Consider the following 15,300-nt stretch of genomic DNA (forward strand, 5'->3'; position numbering starts at 1 on the left):
GTTCACGTGAGCGGCAGATCGTACATCCGGTACGTCTTATACCGGCGGGAGCCGAGGTTTTCAGCGGCGGCGACCATCTGCGTGTTGGTCTCCAGAATCCACGAGAACTCGCCTTCGCTATAGCCGACCGATGTGCCGCGCTGATACGTTTCGAAATACAGGATGTTGTCAATCCCGCGTTTTTGGTACTCGGGGAGTATGCCCAAGACGAGCACGCGGGCGCGATGGACCACGCGACGGACTTTGAGCAGCCACAGGAGTTTAACCAGTCCGAAGGGGAAGAGGCGTCCGCGCAAACGGATCAGGGCCTGATTGATGTCCGGCAGAGTGAGGGAGAAGCCCACGGGTTTGCTGTCGATCTCCGCGAAGAGGACAATACGCGGATCGACGATCTGCTTGAGGTCCTTGGCCATGTGGCGGAGTTCGGCGGGGTTCATCGGCACGAATCCCCAGTTGGGTGCCCAGGCGCCGTCATAGATCAGTTTGACGCGCGCAACTTCGTCGTCGAAGTGGGACATGTCGATCGTCCGAATCGTGACGCCGGTCCTCTTTCGAACGCGCTCCATGATGCCGGCGATGCGAGGATCGAGCCCTTCCGCCTCGGTGAGGTGATAGGCGTAGAGGTCCATCGCGTTTCCCAGGCCGTAGCGCTCCGCAAACTCCGGATAGAAGCGGGGGTTGTATGTCATCATCAGGACCGGCGGCTGATCGAACCCATCGACCAGAAACCCCACTTCATGATTGGTCGTGAAGTTGGCCGGACCGCGCATCGTCTCCATGCCGCGCCCGCGCAGCCAGTCGCGAGCGGCATTCCAGAGCGCCTCGGCGATCGCATAATCGTTCTCGCATTCAAAGAAGCCGAAGAATCCGGTCTTCTCATTGTGCACGCGGTTGTGCGGGTGATAGACATGCGCCGAGATGCGTCCGACCCAACGCCGATTACATCGCGCCAAGAACAACTGCACATCGGCATTGTCGAAAAACGGGTTCTTCCCAGGGTCAAAGAAATCGCGCCGTTCGATGCGCAGCGGACAGACCCAGTGGGGATCACCGGCATACAGCCGTTCCGGGAGACGGAGGAAGGCACGTTTCTCCGAAGTAGAGTCGACTGGGACGATCTCGATAGTGCTCATGGCGGTGAGTTGGGGCGTTCAGGTCGGTGCGATGCCATACTGGGCCGGGCGCTAATACAAAGAATGGTCCGGCGGTTGTCCAGCGTGGAATGATGCCCCATCCACGGCTCGCACCCACCACGCGACCGATCGCCTCGGGGAGGGGATTCCGGCCAGCCCCCTGCCGGGGGTGATTTCCCAAGAGCCGTATCATATGAGGGTAGCGCGGGAGGTGTGGAATGCCTGATTACAGAAACGGTGATGTCCTGGTCACCTATGGGACCGGTGGCATCTGGCCGCCGCGACGGCTCGTCCTGTGGCTCGTCTACCAGGCGATCCGAGCATACCAGAAGGTCAAATGGGGCGAGAGATCAGACTTTGGCCCGACTCATGTACGGGTCTGGATTGCGGGGCGGTTCTTTGAGATGACAACTCCGGTGGGGCAGTGGACCGACCTGGCGACTCTTAAGTTGGACAAGAAGAGATGGAAGGTGGGGCGCTACCGCCACCAATCGGCCACCGGGCTGGATGCGGATGCGATGCGGGCGACAGCCGATGCCATGGTCGGCAATCCGTATGACCGCGGCGACCTTCTGGACTTTGCGCTGGCCGGGTTAGTGGGGTTCTTCGCGCGCATCCTGCGCATTTTCGGCGACCGGCGGCACAAATACCGTGTCTGTTCAACCGCCGCAGCCAAGGTCCTCGTCGCCGGCGGCGCGCAGATGCGGATCTCCCACGCCGATCTTCTGCCCGACGCGGCCATCAATGCCGATCTGACCGCCGATGAGTCCATCCTGCCGGATGATGTGATCGACCCGGCCTACTTCGTCAACAATCGCTCGCACTGGGAAATCGTGAGTTTGCGCATGTGAGTATCGCCACGGGCGGTTCGCAGACCGGAACGAGGTCCACACGTGGATTCGTAGGGTGGGTGCTTCGCACCCACCGTCAGGTTGCGGCAAGGGGCTGAAGCCCCTTGTTTGCCGTACTGAGGTACGGCACGCTGGTCAGTGCGCAATGTCAGGAGCCCGCCAAAGGCGGACAAGCACGGGGATCCTGACCTACGACGATGCCCAAACAAGACAGGGGGCCGAAAGCCCCCTGTCCGCAGAGAGATCGGATCCCGATTCCTAAATGAACAACGGCGCCAGCACGAGCGTGATCGTCGAAAGCAGCTTGATCAGGACGTGCAGCGAGGGTCCGGCGGTGTCCTTGAAGGGATCGCCGACGGTGTCGCCGACGACCGCCGCCTTGTGAGCATCGGAGCGCTTGCCGCCGAACATTCCCGCCTCGATCCACTTCTTGGCATTGTCCCAAGCGCCGCCGCCGTTGTTGAGCATGGTCGCGACGATGATACCGGCGATCGTCCCCACCATGAGCAGCGCCGCCACCGCCTCGGCGGCGATCAGACGATCCCCCTCGGTGATGAACATGCGGAAGATCACACCGACGGCGACCGGCATCCCCACTGCCAGAATCCCCGGAAGGATCATCTGCCTCAGAGCGCCGCGGGTGACGATGTCGACGCAGCGGCCATAGTCGGGCTTGTCGGTCCCCTGCAGAATGCCGGGCTTCTCCTTGAACTGGGCGCGGACGTCGTTGATGACGTAATAGGCCGCCTTGCCGACCGCCCGGATCGCCAACGCCGAGAACAAGAAGACGAGCATGGCACCCAGAAGGGCGCCGATGAAGACCGCCGGCTTGGCGATGTCCACGCCGGGAAAGACCGCGCCGGTGTAGTTGGCGATCTCATCCATGTAGGCATTGAACAGCAGAAACGCCGCCAGCGCCGCCGAGCCGATGGCGTACCCCTTGGTCAGCGCCTTGGTGGTGTTCCCCACGGCATCGAGACGGTCGGTCTTCTTGCGGATCTCCTCCGGCTGATGGCTCATCTCAATGATCCCGCCGGCGTTGTCGGTGATCGGACCGAAGGTGTCCATGGCGAGAATGTAGGCGGCGGTGGCCAGCATCCCCATCGTCGCCACCGCGGTCCCGAAGAAGCCACCCCCCGGCAGAGCCGCCTCGCCGAGGAAGTAGGAGGCAAGGATCGCAATCGAGATCGTGATCACCGGGAGCGCCGTACACTCCATCGCCACCGCCATCCCGGTGATGATGTTGGTGGCGGGGCCGGTCTGGGAGGCCTCGGCGATTTCCCGCACCGGCCGGTACTTGTATTCGGTGTAGTACTGGGTGATGTAGACGAAGGCGACGGAGGTCAAAACGCCGATCAGGCCGCTGGCAAAGAAGTACAGCCAGGCGTTCGGCCGGGCCTCGATGTGCAACAGCCAGCGGGAGGCGATCCCGAAGGCGATCATGGCTAGGACAACCGCGACCGAGTAGCCGCGATTGAGCGCCTTCATCGGATCCTCATTCTCGCGCGCTTTGACTACCATGATGCCGATGATCGAGGCGATGATCCCAAAAGCACGGGCGACCAGTGGGAAGAGCATCACGCCGACCGCCCCGGCGGCAAAGGCGACCCCCTGCCGGGCGGCGGCCAGCGCCACACCGGCGCCGAGAATCATGGCGCCGATGTTCTCGGCCGCAGTCGACTCGAAGAGGTCGGCGCCACGACCGGCACAGTCACCCACGTTGTCGCCGACCAAATCCGCGATCACGGCGGGATTGCGCGGATCATCCTCAGGAATCCCCGCCTCGACTTTCCCGACCAGATCAGCGCCGACATCGGCCGCTTTCGTGTAGATTCCACCGCCCAACTGGGCGAAGAGCGCCACGAAAGAAGCCCCGAATCCGTAGCCGACGATCATCAGGGGAATCTTCTCCAGCGCCACACTGGTCGTCGCCGACACCAGCCAGTACAATCCCCCGACTCCCAAGAGGCTCATCGCCACGACCAGAAGCCCGGAGACGGCCCCGCCGCGCAAAGCCACGCGCAGCGCCTCATTCAGCGAGCGGGTCGAGGCGCTGGCGGCGCGGATGTTGGACCGGATCGAAATCCACATGCCGATAAAGCCGGCGATCCCGGAACAGAGCGCCCCCAGCACGAATGATAGCGTGATCCACCACGCCAGCGACAGCCGGGATTCGATCGGGTCGAAATCATGGTGGGCTCGGACGAACCCATACAGGACGAAGATGATCGCGGCGAGCACGACGCTCAGAAGCGCGATGGTCCCGTATTGCCGACGCATGAACGCCTCGGCACCCTCACGGATGGCATCGGAGATCGCCCGCATCGCCGGCGTGCCGGTGTCGTGGCGCAAGACGTGTTTGGCCAGCCAAGCGACAAACAACAGGGTGGCGACACTGATACCCAAGATCAGGAACATGTAACTGCTGACGCCCATCGGTTCGGTCCTTTCTCCTATAGAGACAGCATTAGCGAATCATCGCTTGGGTATTCCTTCTCAATCTGGGTACGGCGAAGATGGATGGGGCTTGCGAGCACACGACCGTCAGCGCCGGTCGCCAATGATACCTGATCCTCGCTGCCCTGTCAAAGAGCGAAATCCGGACGGCCATCTCGCCGTATCTTGTTGACCCACAGGGCGTTCAACGGAATCGCTACGTTTCGGAGAGCCAGCAGAGTCCGCAATGAACTGGACTATTTGTCAGACTCTTCCTCCTCGGCCTTCCGTGTTCGCGGGGAGGCAGCCCCGTCCTCACTCAGTTGAAAGGGAGGGTTGGAGGGAGGATGGCGACAGCCACGGCCACCAAAGTAACTGCGGCCGAGCCACTTGGCTCGACCGCACCGAATCTGTGACTGCCGGAAAACGTGGTACGGCTACTGCTTGGGGATAAACGCCTCAACTCCCAAGTCGATGGTGACCTCGTGGCCCACGACCAGCCCGCCTGCTTCCACGGTCCGATTCCAGCTCACGCCGTAGTCCATGCGGTCAATCGTCGTTGTCGCGGCGAAGCCCAAGCGCTTGCCCATGCGCGGGTCTTCCATCGTGCCCAAAATCTCGGCGTTCAGGGTCACCGGTTTGGTGACGCCACGCATTGTGAGATTGCCGAGAACGTCGAACTTCCCGTTCCCCTTGGGCGTGACCTTGGTCGACTTGAACGTGATCAAAGGGAAGCTGTCGACGGCGAGGAAGTCGCCGCTGCGGAGGTGCTTGTCACGCGTCGAATCGCCGGTATTGATGCTGGCAGTGGTGATCTGGACATCCACCGCCCACTTGCTGGTATCCTGGGGATCGTACTCAATCGTGCCGGAGAAGCCGGTGAAGTTCCCTGGGACACGACTGATCATCAGGTGGCGCACGGTGAAATCAACGTGCGAGTGCTTGGGGTCGATCTTGAAGGTCTCCCCGTGGGCGGCCAGTGCGGTGACCAAGATCGCGGATATAACAAGCGCGGGGCGTTTGAACATTCGTTCCTCCTTGGTGGGAATTCCAGTTATTCAATACCGATGACAGTATAGGCGCGAACACGTATGCGTTCAACCGCCCAGCGAGTCACAGGTTCCCGTCTGTCGGGTCGATTGCATCAGAGCAACCGCCTTGTGCCGAAGACACTTCGTCAGGGGAGCCGCCGGGTCTCACGCCAGACCAGCGCGGCTAACCGATTGCACGCCCGTGGCTTGCGCTGCCGGCGGTACTCGGAGTGGCGGCTTCTCCTGGCGTCGGTGTTGGCCGGATGAAGACAGTCATGGGAGCGCGCTCCTCGCCGAAGGTGATCCGACGGGCCACCAGGGCGAGGTGCGCCGCAGCCATCAGATAGAGCCAGGTCGGCACGACAGCGCTGCCGCAGCCGCGGACATGCACGGTCTTGCCACGGTACTTCTCCCAGTCCACAGCCGCGAATCGTTCGCGGACGCTCTGTTCACGGAAGACGCCGTCGTCGGCGAAGGACTCAAGGTCGAAGAGGGGCATGGGAGCACGTGGCGAATCCCACCCTCCGGGTGGGGCACCTCAGGCCTGAACTACCGGATGTTCATCACGCGGAAAACGACGTGCCGCAGCCGCACGACTTGGACGCGTTCGGGTTGCTGAACTTGAATCCCCCGCCGACGAGAGAATTCGCGTGGTCGATCACCGTGCCACGGAGGTACAGCGCGCTCTTCAGATCCACAATGATCTTGACCCCGCGGACTTCGAAGATCTTGTCGTGTGGGCCGATGTTGCTATCGAGGTCCATCAGGTAGCTCAACCCCGAACACCCGCCCCCCTGGACGCCGACTCGCAGATAGACGTCCGTCAGACCGCGGGAATCGATCAATCGACGAACCTCCGCGGCCGCCGCCTCGGTCAGGTCGATGACTGGAACCGATGCATGGACGGTTGGATCGGTCCTGTTGGTTGGGGATGTTGCTTCACCGGGTATTGGCATTCTGCTTCCCCCGCTTCCGGGAATCCGGGCGGCACATACGGCTCCGCGCCAAAAGCAGACTAATTACGTCTGATTCACCGGTCCTGTTGTAGTTGAATTCAGCGGGGCGGCTGGGAGATCCGGTAGAGAGGGGACATGCGCCGCAGCCGCTGGACGGTCTCGACGACCCGCCCGGCGACATAGTCGATTTCTTCGGCCGTGTTGGAGCGACCGAGCCCAAAGCGGACCGAGGCGTGGGCCAATTCCACGGTCAGGCCGATGGCGGCCAGGACATGGGAGGCTTCCGGGATGGCCGATGTGCAGGCCGAGCCCGAGGACAAGGCGACATCATCCTTCAGTCCCAAGAGGATCGCCTCGCCTTCCACCGAGGCAAACGACAGATTGAGATTGTTGGGCAGTCGGGGCGACAAGGCGCCGTTGAGACGAACGCCGTCGAGGTGCTCCATGATGGCGTGCATCAGCCGGTCGCGCAGCCCGGCGAGACGCTGCGACTCTGCCGGCAATTCACCCATTGCGAATTCGACCGCGGCGCCGAAGCCGACCACCAACGGTACAGGGAGCGTGCCGGGGCGAAGTCCGCGCTCATGCCCGCCTCCGTCCATCAGCGGTGCCAGCCGTATGCGTGGCCTGCCGCCGCGGATGTACAGGGCGCCGACCCCTTTGGGACCATAGATCTTGTGCGCGGAGAGCGACAACAGGTCGATGCCGTCCGCCACCACATCCATGGGAATGCGGCCCAGCGACTGGGCAGCGTCGGTGTGGACAGGTATGCCGCGCTCATGCGCGATCCGACTGATGGCGCGTAGCGGCTGGATTACGCCAATCTCGTTGTTGGCATGGATGATGGAGATGAGCACCGTGCGGTCGGTGATCGCCTCTCGCACGGCCTCGGGGTCGACCAAGCCGTCATGTCCCACCGGCAGGTAGGCGACCTTCGTCCCCTCCTCCTCCAGTCGGCGGGCACAGTCGAGAACGGCCTTGTGCTCGATCGCGGAGATGATCAAGTGGCTCCCCGGTCCGGCCGCGCGCATGATTCCCTTGAGGGCCAGGTTGTCGGCTTCGGTGGCGCCCGACGTGAAGATGATCTCCTTGGGTTGCGCGCCGATGGCGCCGGCGATCTGACGCCGTGCGGTTTCGACCGCTTCCTCCGCTTCCCAGCCGAAGGCGTGTGTCACGGAGGCCGCATTGCCGAACTTCTCGCCGAAGTATGGCATCATCGCCGCCAGCACCCGCGGATCGACGGGCGTCGTCGCATGGTGATCCATGTAGATGGGCAGTTTCATTTCGTGGCCATTCCATTCATACGTCCGTACCTACGGGGCCGCGACGACGCCATTGGCGCCTTCCTTCAGGAGTGACGAGCCCGGGATCCGATCGGAACGGGACGGATAATTCCCCGAGGACGACAGAGATCGACACGCCGGCGGACAGGGAACTCAGAACTGCGGTCGTCGCGGATTGGAGACGATTCCTCCGCTGGGGGTTCGGGTCGTGCTCAAAGCCTCACCCCTGTGACGCGGTTGACGAGCTCTGAGTCTCGGATCGAGCCGAGCCATCGCGACCCCGTTTGCGCCGGAAGAACCGCCGCCGGTTCCGTCGGTTGCGACCCGCAGCTTTCTCGGTTGACTGGGTCTGCGCCTGCTTGGACTCAGGCTTCGGAGGAGCGGCCGCGGTTGCACTGGTGGCCGGGGCTGGTTGTTTTGCAGCACTGCCACGTCCGCGTCGCCGCTTGCGCCCCTTGTCTTCCGACCCGGGAGCGGGCCGTTCGGCGGCCGGCCGGGTCGGTGTGGTGGGAGCGGGAGTTGCGGCCGCTGCTCCCTTGCGTCCTGTTGTCTGGGCTGTACGGGCGGCGGGCGCGACCGTGGCCTTCTCACCCACTTCGCGCAAGTACGCCGCCAGGAAATCCGGAGAAAGCCCCGGGAGGCGTTGCTTCAGATCATCCAACAGAGCGTCAAGACCGTCATTGTCGAACGAACGCAGGTATTGGCGGAATGAGCCATAGATTTGCCTGACCCGCCAGAAGGCCTCGGCCCAAGCGGCCAGGGAATCGGTCTTGTCTGCGAGTCGGGCTCCGAACTCCCCGCCGATTGTCGAAGTCGCCGTGGCGATCTCCTGACCGGAGAGATTGGCCAACCGGAAGATGTTCAAGCCGGCGAGCGTCTGCATGGCGCGCGGCCAGACTTCCTCGAAGTTGTTCAGCGGTGCGGGCTGTGACACGACCCGCAGGAGCAACAACTCGAAGAACGCCGCATCGGACCGGGGGCGTTCCCCGGGAACGTAGTGTCGAAAGGGGGATTCCTCCTCCGACAGCACGGCGGACTGGTCGTCGGATGGTGATCCGGGTGCTTCTGCCATGGTGCATTCCATATAACAAGATAGAGGCCCAGCCCGGCCTGGCGCAACACAAACCGCGGCCGCCCGCGTCTGGGTCGGTGACGGGGAATCGGTTGTTATAGCGTGTCGCGTCCGGCCAGTTGGGCCCGTTCGCTGAGGTCGATGTATCTCTTGAGGGAGAACTCATTGAGCACGACAATGGCCACGCGCCGATTGCGGGGATCCTCGGGGTGATCCGGATAGCGCAGCGCATGATCGGCATAGGCACGGACGAGTTTGATCCGTGACGGGTCAATGCCATTGGTTTCCAAGACCCGGCGGGCGGTGTTGGCGCGGTCGGACGACAGCTCCCAATTGGTATAACCGCGTTTCCCGGCATACTGGCGGCTGTCGGTGTGTCCTTCGATGACGATCTCATGCCTCTGCGTCCCGAGCATCCGTCCGACGGTCGAGAGGACTTCCATGCCGCGGGGCGAGAGGGTGGAACTTCCGAGGTCGAAGAATGTGGAATCACCTGACTCCATCAGTTGGATGCGCAGCCCTTCCTCGGTCAGTTCCACTTCGATCTGGTCTCCGATGTCGCTCAGTCCGGGGAGGGCCAACAGAGCATCGACCAGCTCCTTCCCTGTGCGGTTCAACTCGTCGCGGGTCCGTTCTTCGTCGCGACGACGCTGGGCCTCGGACTGTGCGCTTGGTTTCGGTGGGGTAATCGGAGACTGCGAACCTTCCATCATGCCGGTGCCGACCTTCTCACTGAAGCCGACCGGATCGCGGAAATAACCGCCCACCGCGGACTTGACCTTTTCACTCTGCCCCACCAGCCACAGGACCAGGAAGAACGCCATCATGGCGGTCACGAAGTCGGCATACGCCACCTTCCAGGCGCCGCCGTGATGCCCCTCGTGCCCGCCCGATTTCCTGATGATCAGGACGGGGGCCTGGTTTTCGAGACCGGATTCCATGGCGCGCAAGTCACATCGGGGGTCAAACCGCCGCTATTGCCCGCGCGATGCGCGGCAGGCCTCTTCCAATTCCGTGAAGCCGGGGCGTACATCCGAAGGCAGAGTCCGTCGGGCGAATTCCACAGCAATGGCCGGAACCGAACCCTTGTGAAAGGCCAAAAGAACCTGTTTGAGCGCGACATAGTACTTCTGGTGTTCATCCGACTTGGCCGCGAGGTTGGCCGACATCGGCTGCACGAAACCGTAAGCGGCCAGCACACCGAGAAAGGTCCCGACCAGCGCCGCTCCCACATGGTGGCCGATCTCCTCCACCGGCCCGTCGATCGACTGCATCGTGATGATCACGCCCAACACCGCCGCCACGATCCCCAGACCGGGGAGGGCATCGCCAATCACCTGTAGGACCCGCGACGGTTTGCTGTGTTCGTGATGATGGGTCTCATTGTCGACGTCCATGAGCGCTTCCAGATCATGCGATTGGATCCCCGATCCGGAGATGATCAAGCGCATCGTGTCGGCGAGGAAATCGACCGCATGGTGGTTCTGGGCGAAACTCGGGTATTTGGAGATGATCTTGGATTCGTTGGGGTGTTCGATGTGCGTTTCCAGTGCCATCACTCCGTCCCGCCGCGCAATGGTCAAGAGCTCATAGCTCATCACCAGCAAGTCCAGATAGTCCTTCTTCGTCGGTCCCGGTTTGGGGAGATTCAGCACCTGCTGAATCAGGTTCTTGATCACGGTGGGACCGTTGGCGATCAACAGCGACCCCGCCGCGGCGCCGAGGATGACGATGTACTCCGCCGGCTGCATCAACACGAGCAACTTGCCGCCGGCGACCAAAAACCCTCCGATCACCGATACGACCACGACGCCGATGCCCACGAATGCAATCACAGTTGTCCCTCCGGGGCGACGGTGGATTGTCGATCCCTCAGGGAGAATGTCGTCAGATCGTCGCCGATCTTGAGCGCGTAGCCAGGCGTATCCCGATGGGCCCAAGCGGGCTGTCAGGATTCCTTTTCCAGGATTCGTTGCTGGCGGAGGCCGGGGGCGCGAGTCTCAAACAGCGGCGTACGGCCCTTGGGATCGAGGAGGACCGATTCGAGCGCCGCGGCGATCCGCTGACATTGCCGTCCTTCGCGCAACACCTGTGTCAGTGAGGCGGTCGTCATCGGCTGGCCGAGGAGGTGGCGTGTGCCGACAGGGAACTGCTGCCGGTGTTTGTTCCACCAGTCTTGGACCAAGACCGGATCGGGCCAGGGGAGGTTCTCGTCGGGATCAGGTGCAACGTTCTCGTCCTCCGGGGAATCGGTCGGTCCCGCGTTCGACTCCGGCGGGGGCTGCCCGGTGAGCTTGGCTTGTTCAAGATCGATTCCGGTGATGGATGTAAACGATTCACCGGCGAGGCGGGCCAAAGCCGGATCGGACATCCGGTCGATCAATTCGGGAGTCAGTATGGGATCGCCGATGATGCTTGCTGCCATCACCGCTTCGCGCGCGCGTTGCGAATCGGCGGCGATCTCTTTGCGCCAGGCATGGGCTTGGGGAAGATCGAGGCAGCGCAGTGCCATGTCCATGGCCGCCGCTGCCAGGGGACTGTCGCCCATGGCCACCGATTGCAGCACGGGGACGAGACTTCGGTCGCCGAGCAATGCCGCCGACCAAGCGGCGGAAAATCGGCACGATTCGTCCTCGTCTGTCTTGCGTTTGCGGATGGCGGACAAAAGGTCGGTGCGACGCAGTTGTCCGGCCGCACGGAGGGCGCGTGCGCGAAGTCGTGGATCGTCACTGTCGAGCGAATCGTCCAATGGTCGACCCGGGTCCTGACGGTGGCAGGCGGCAGCGGCAATCCCGATGCGTCGCAGGTCCGCGGTCTGTGCCGCGGCCAATTGGTTGATTCGAAGCGCCACTTTCCGGTACGGGATCCAGGCCAGCGCCGCGATCAGCCCGCGCTCCAATTCATGCGACTCGCGCGCCAAAGTCAGCACCGGCTGGATGCGCGCCATGTCGTCCGACTCGAACGCCGGCACGGCGGCGACGAACACCTCGCCGGGCTCCTCCCATTCCAATTCCTGCTGTGCCGCTTCCCAACCGTCGTTGCCGGCAACCCGCAACCCATCGAGCTGCGCCTCGATCCGTTCATCGAGCCGGATCAGCTCGGCCAGCGTGTAGTGCGGCGCACGCACCGCCTGCTCGCGCAGCAGCCACAGGAAGGCGGCATCGGCGGCGTATTGGGGGAGGATGTCACTTTGTGCCTGCGACAGGGACGCGGGGGGCACCTCTGCCATTTGCGATACCTCTCATCTACTGATAGTCTCGCGCCTGCCGCTGCAGGGGCTGGGCATGGTCTGTGTGCCGACGATGGCAACGCGATTGCTCATCGCGAGTTGTCCCCTCCGGGTACGCGCTTGAGGAAGGGGTTCTTCTCGAAGTCCAGACCGTCCAAGAAGCGCTGTACGTATTCCTGCGCGAGCTCAGGAGAGATCTTCACGGCTGGATCCAGCACTTCCCTCGGGACAGGTGGGCCCCAAGTGTCAGATTTTTTCCTTGGGTAATGATCCGACAACCTCTGGAGAGCTCGCTTTCGCCAGGCTTCAAAATAGGACGTATCGTGCTGAACATGAAGGGCGACGAGCTCCGCGAACGCCCCTTCGATCTCAGCGGTACCCTCCTCGGTTGTGTAGTATGTGTTGAGAATCGTCATCAAGGAGAGGTCCAATGGGCCGCGAATCGGGCCCTGCCAGTCCTTATCCTCTGATTCCGGGAGGGACTCAATCTCCTTGTCCATCTCGAAGGCCCATGCCGCTTCCAAGAAGTCCAACGGTGTCGGGTCGGTGGACAGATTGCCCAGACGAAACACCACCCACTCGGCGCACCCAATCGCGAATGCAATGATGGCGCGATCGGACAGGCGTGCCAGCCGGTCCATCGTCTCTTCGCGCTGAGTTCCGACCAGCGGGTAGGGATCCCAATCATCCCAGCTGTGTGTCACTGGGGCCTTCTGCAGGATCGCTATCGGGATGTAACGCGGGGGACTGAGAGCCATCTGCGCACCTCCGGACGTTCTTTACTTGCAGACCGTAATGATGTCGCAATCTCCCTGACCATCGGTGCCTTTGTTCACCTCATCGATGAGTCTCTGGCAATCTTCACACGGCTTCTTCGTGATGCTCAAGACCAACTTCCCCTGGCCGCCTCCCTTGAAGAAATCTTCGATGATCTTGGCCTCGGCATGCCCTTCCTTCGGTCTCCCACCCTGCTTGTACTGGAAGGTCTTTCCGTCACACGTCTTGACGTTTGACGTCTGTCCTTTCTTCACTCCCTGGGCCCAGTGCGCGTACTTTCCCCCCTTCTTCACCGTGCTCTTGCTGATGGAGCTCGCCCCTCCCATCATTTCCGTGCCTGAGGGTGTCGTGGCCATTCCCACGGCGATGGTGGCACCCTTCGTCTTGCTCGGAGGAAGCTCCTCTTTGACCGTGGCGTCCCTGGTCTTCTTGAGGTCTTCACAGACCTCGGAGCCAGAGTCCGGCGCGCCCACTACCGGCGCCTGCAAGTTCGGCATTACAAGCTCACCGTGTTGGCGTGGTTCATGGTCATCTTGTCCATCAACCGGCAGGCGTTCTTGCCGTCCATCTTGACGTCAAACGAGTAGGTGATCCACTTGGCCTCTTTCTTGAACGTGCTCGATTTGACGCCGCCAATCGTGCCGGGTTCGTCGCCGGTGCTCATCGAGTACTCCGACCCCTTGATGGCGATCATCTGTCCATCGCCCTTCACCGTCGTGGTGCCGCTGGCGAGGTTGCTGGACATGGCGATATTTGGATAAGGGATCGGGACCGGCCCGCCGGGGCTGGGTGTCTTGCAGATGTCGGGAATGGTCGCCGCGGCGATGCCGGTGCTCCCCTTGTGCGCCAGTGACAGCCCATTGACGGAGATCGTGACCGGCATGGCTACACCTCCCTCGGCTCGGTCTCGACACGAATCAGCGCCGCGCCGCGTTCGCCGCGTTCGGAACTGGCCCAGATCAGGGTGTTGGGACCCTCGGCGTACCCTTTCCGACCGGCGGTCACCGCCAGGCCGATGAACAGCGGCGCCGAGGCGGCGCCGACATCGCCCCAGCAGTCGGCCGGGGCCACAAACTCGCCGGGATCGGCATAGTGTTCATTGGTACGCACCAGCGTGTAGCCGAATTCATCAGCGCGGTAACGCTCGCCGTTCATGTCGCAAATCGTCTGATGCACCGTCCTATCTTGGGACGGCAGCAATTGCAGGACCTGTGCAACCGCCTCGGACAACCCCTCGCCGACGCAGACCGTGTCGGTCTTGATGAGGTTCTTCTCCCTCGTGACAGCGGCGGCCAACACGTATCCCAGTGGTTCCAGCTTGTTCTGCTGCGCGAACTGCGAAGAGGACAAGAGCACAAAGCCGGCGCCCTCGCCGGGGATGAACCCCCACTTGTTGGCGTCCGAGTGCAATTGCTCGAGTTCGTCGAGCCATTCCAGAGTCTCGGGTTCATGGTAGGAATCGACGCCGCCTACGAGACAGAGATCCAGATCGCCGGAACGGATCATCCGCCACGCCTGCGCGAGCGCATCGATCCCGGCGGCATGACCGGAGGATAAGGTGCGCAGCGGGGCCAGTTGCGCAACCTCCGTCAGCTCAGCCTGGAATCGCTGGGTGAAAACGCCCTCGAGCCCGCCGTTGCGGCCGGGACGATCGGGAGGCAGACCGACGACGGTGGGCAGTTTCTGCAACCGTTTCCCGCTGCCCGTGAACGGCGCCAGTGCCTCCTTGGCGGCCTCGGCGGCGATGTGGGCGAGACGATTTGCGGCGGTCAGGTCCTCCGGCACGAATAAGGCGCGGGCCACAACCATCGGGTCTCCGGCCTTGTCGATCATGTAGGGGTGATCGGCAAAGCCGCTGATCGCCGCGCGCACAGCAGCGGCGCTCGCCGGCAAGTCGGCGCCGAGCGCGGTGCAGGCGCCGATCCCGACGATGCAGACGGAGTCATGCTCGCGCTTGGCCGTCATCGTTACCGCCGTTCTCAGGCAAGGGGCTCAAGCCCCTTGTCCTCAATCAAGGAGGTGCTTTGACACAGAACCGTCGTCGACTCCCTCACTCGCCCGCCAGAGGCGGGCGACCTCTCCCGGAGGGAGAGGATATGCCCACCAACCGCCTCATCGTGAGAACTCATGGAACTCCTTCTGCTCGACCGTCGTTCCCTGGATCTTCGTGTCCCTCCCGTGGCAGGGAAGCGCCGTGTGCCAGATCATGATGACGCGCGGCATATCGGGTTCGAGGATCACGGTGTGCAAGTCGGCATGGTGATCGATGTTCTCACCCGCGATCCGGGTACGGAATGATAACCATACACGCGGGAGGTTGAATCGCAGGAGCCCTTCCGGCGTCAGATTCAGCAGCGCCACCGGCTCGCCGCCCTTGAGATATTGCGGAGATTGTTGGTCGGGCGGGGCGCACTGATAGAAACGATCATCGAAGTCGCGCGGCAGAAGCGGCAGACGCTCCTTCTCCCATGTCTCATCGTATGTCCCGGCCCAATCGACGCGCGGGACCCAGTGTCGGCCGATGGGGCCGAA

At 62.6% G+C, this 15,300-nt stretch carries 16 protein-coding genes; 1 reads left to right on the forward strand and 15 read right to left on the reverse strand.

What is annotated here, in order from left to right:
* Window positions 1-2 precede the first annotated feature (2 nt).
* Window positions 3-1,133: an N-acetyltransferase gene (locus tag AB1792_12065; GenBank protein ID MEW5702948.1), complete on the reverse strand. Its 1,131-nt coding sequence runs from the start codon at window positions 1,131-1,133 to the stop codon at window positions 3-5.
* A 218-nt stretch (window positions 1,134-1,351) separates the two neighbouring features.
* On the opposite strand from AB1792_12065, the gene AB1792_12070 reads away from it, so the two are divergent.
* Window positions 1,352-1,984 carry a hypothetical protein gene (locus AB1792_12070; GenBank protein MEW5702949.1) on the forward strand — a complete coding sequence of 211 codons (633 nt, stop codon included), beginning with the start codon at window positions 1,352-1,354 and terminating at the stop codon, window positions 1,982-1,984.
* Between the two features lie 258 nt (window positions 1,985-2,242).
* Here AB1792_12070 and AB1792_12075 read toward each other — a convergent pair whose 3' ends face one another.
* The 14 genes from AB1792_12075 to AB1792_12140 all read right to left on the reverse strand — a co-directional run.
* Window positions 2,243-4,420: a sodium-translocating pyrophosphatase gene (locus AB1792_12075; GenBank protein MEW5702950.1), complete on the reverse strand. Its 2,178-nt coding sequence runs from the start codon at window positions 4,418-4,420 to the stop codon at window positions 2,243-2,245.
* Window positions 4,421-4,857: 437 nt separating this feature from the next.
* Complete coding sequence (locus AB1792_12080) at window positions 4,858-5,448, reverse strand: YceI family protein (protein ID MEW5702951.1); 591 nt, start codon at window positions 5,446-5,448, stop codon at window positions 4,858-4,860.
* A gap of 187 nt (window positions 5,449-5,635) precedes the next feature.
* On the reverse strand, window positions 5,636-5,950 hold the full coding sequence (locus AB1792_12085) for a DUF2480 family protein (GenBank protein MEW5702952.1): 315 nt from the start codon (window positions 5,948-5,950) through the stop codon (window positions 5,636-5,638).
* Between the two features lie 64 nt (window positions 5,951-6,014).
* Complete coding sequence (locus AB1792_12090; GenBank protein ID MEW5702953.1) at window positions 6,015-6,407, reverse strand: iron-sulfur cluster assembly accessory protein; 393 nt, start codon at window positions 6,405-6,407, stop codon at window positions 6,015-6,017.
* 98 nt (window positions 6,408-6,505) lie between these two features.
* Window positions 6,506-7,690, reverse strand: a complete 1,185-nt coding sequence (locus AB1792_12095; GenBank protein ID MEW5702954.1) for a cysteine desulfurase family protein — start codon at window positions 7,688-7,690, stop codon at window positions 6,506-6,508.
* Between the two features lie 220 nt (window positions 7,691-7,910).
* Window positions 7,911-8,762 (reverse strand): hypothetical protein, encoded by an 852-nt coding sequence (locus tag AB1792_12100; GenBank protein MEW5702955.1) that lies wholly within the window; start codon window positions 8,760-8,762, stop codon window positions 7,911-7,913.
* A 95-nt stretch (window positions 8,763-8,857) separates the two neighbouring features.
* The gene (locus AB1792_12105) at window positions 8,858-9,703 is read right to left on the reverse strand and encodes a flagellar motor protein MotB (protein MEW5702956.1); all 846 of its coding nucleotides are present in this window, start codon (window positions 9,701-9,703) and stop codon (window positions 8,858-8,860) included.
* A 33-nt stretch (window positions 9,704-9,736) separates the two neighbouring features.
* Window positions 9,737-10,597, reverse strand: coding sequence for a flagellar motor stator protein MotA (gene motA / locus AB1792_12110; GenBank protein ID MEW5702957.1), 861 nt, complete (start codon window positions 10,595-10,597; stop codon window positions 9,737-9,739).
* Window positions 10,598-10,710: 113 nt separating this feature from the next.
* On the reverse strand, window positions 10,711-11,991 hold the full coding sequence (locus AB1792_12115) for a TIGR02270 family protein (GenBank protein MEW5702958.1): 1,281 nt from the start codon (window positions 11,989-11,991) through the stop codon (window positions 10,711-10,713).
* Window positions 11,992-12,080: 89 nt separating this feature from the next.
* Window positions 12,081-12,749 carry a hypothetical protein gene (locus AB1792_12120; protein MEW5702959.1) on the reverse strand — a complete coding sequence of 223 codons (669 nt, stop codon included), beginning with the start codon at window positions 12,747-12,749 and terminating at the stop codon, window positions 12,081-12,083.
* Between the two features lie 21 nt (window positions 12,750-12,770).
* Window positions 12,771-13,265, reverse strand: a complete 495-nt coding sequence (locus AB1792_12125) for a hypothetical protein (GenBank protein ID MEW5702960.1) — start codon at window positions 13,263-13,265, stop codon at window positions 12,771-12,773.
* Window positions 13,265-13,651, reverse strand: a complete 387-nt coding sequence (locus AB1792_12130) for a DUF4150 domain-containing protein (protein ID MEW5702961.1) — start codon at window positions 13,649-13,651, stop codon at window positions 13,265-13,267. The genes AB1792_12125 and AB1792_12130 overlap by 1 nt, the downstream gene beginning before the upstream one ends.
* A 2-nt stretch (window positions 13,652-13,653) precedes the next feature.
* Complete coding sequence (locus tag AB1792_12135; GenBank protein MEW5702962.1) at window positions 13,654-14,733, reverse strand: beta-ketoacyl synthase N-terminal-like domain-containing protein; 1,080 nt, start codon at window positions 14,731-14,733, stop codon at window positions 13,654-13,656.
* Between the two features lie 147 nt (window positions 14,734-14,880).
* Window positions 14,881-15,300 (reverse strand): DUF2169 domain-containing protein (locus AB1792_12140; protein MEW5702963.1); only part of this gene is annotated, 420 nt, incomplete at its 5' end.

It is taken from the genome of Candidatus Zixiibacteriota bacterium, assembly GCA_040752595.1.
Lineage (GTDB): Bacteria > Zixibacteria > MSB-5A5 > WJJR01 > WJJR01 > JACQFV01.

Coding starts and splice junctions, on each gene's coding strand:
- AB1792_12070 (MEW5702949.1), top strand. CDS start 1,352: ATGCCTGATTACAGAAACGGTGATGTCCTGGTCACCTATGGGACCGGT.
- AB1792_12085 (MEW5702952.1), bottom strand. CDS start 5,950: ATGCCCCTCTTCGACCTTGAGTCCTTCGCCGACGACGGCGTCTTCCGT.
- AB1792_12130 (MEW5702961.1), bottom strand. CDS start 13,651: ATGCCGGTCACGATCTCCGTCAATGGGCTGTCACTGGCGCACAAGGGG.
- AB1792_12095 (MEW5702954.1), bottom strand. CDS start 7,690: ATGAAACTGCCCATCTACATGGATCACCATGCGACGACGCCCGTCGAT.
- AB1792_12115 (MEW5702958.1), bottom strand. CDS start 11,991: ATGGCAGAGGTGCCCCCCGCGTCCCTGTCGCAGGCACAAAGTGACATC.
- AB1792_12105 (MEW5702956.1), bottom strand. CDS start 9,703: ATGGAATCCGGTCTCGAAAACCAGGCCCCCGTCCTGATCATCAGGAAA.
- AB1792_12080 (MEW5702951.1), bottom strand. CDS start 5,448: ATGTTCAAACGCCCCGCGCTTGTTATATCCGCGATCTTGGTCACCGCA.
- AB1792_12125 (MEW5702960.1), bottom strand. CDS start 13,265: ATGCCGAACTTGCAGGCGCCGGTAGTGGGCGCGCCGGACTCTGGCTCC.
- AB1792_12120 (MEW5702959.1), bottom strand. CDS start 12,749: ATGGCTCTCAGTCCCCCGCGTTACATCCCGATAGCGATCCTGCAGAAG.
- AB1792_12075 (MEW5702950.1), bottom strand. CDS start 4,420: ATGGGCGTCAGCAGTTACATGTTCCTGATCTTGGGTATCAGTGTCGCC.
- AB1792_12100 (MEW5702955.1), bottom strand. CDS start 8,762: ATGGCAGAAGCACCCGGATCACCATCCGACGACCAGTCCGCCGTGCTG.
- AB1792_12065 (MEW5702948.1), bottom strand. CDS start 1,133: ATGAGCACTATCGAGATCGTCCCAGTCGACTCTACTTCGGAGAAACGT.
- AB1792_12090 (MEW5702953.1), bottom strand. CDS start 6,407: ATGCCAATACCCGGTGAAGCAACATCCCCAACCAACAGGACCGATCCA.
- AB1792_12135 (MEW5702962.1), bottom strand. CDS start 14,733: ATGACGGCCAAGCGCGAGCATGACTCCGTCTGCATCGTCGGGATCGGC.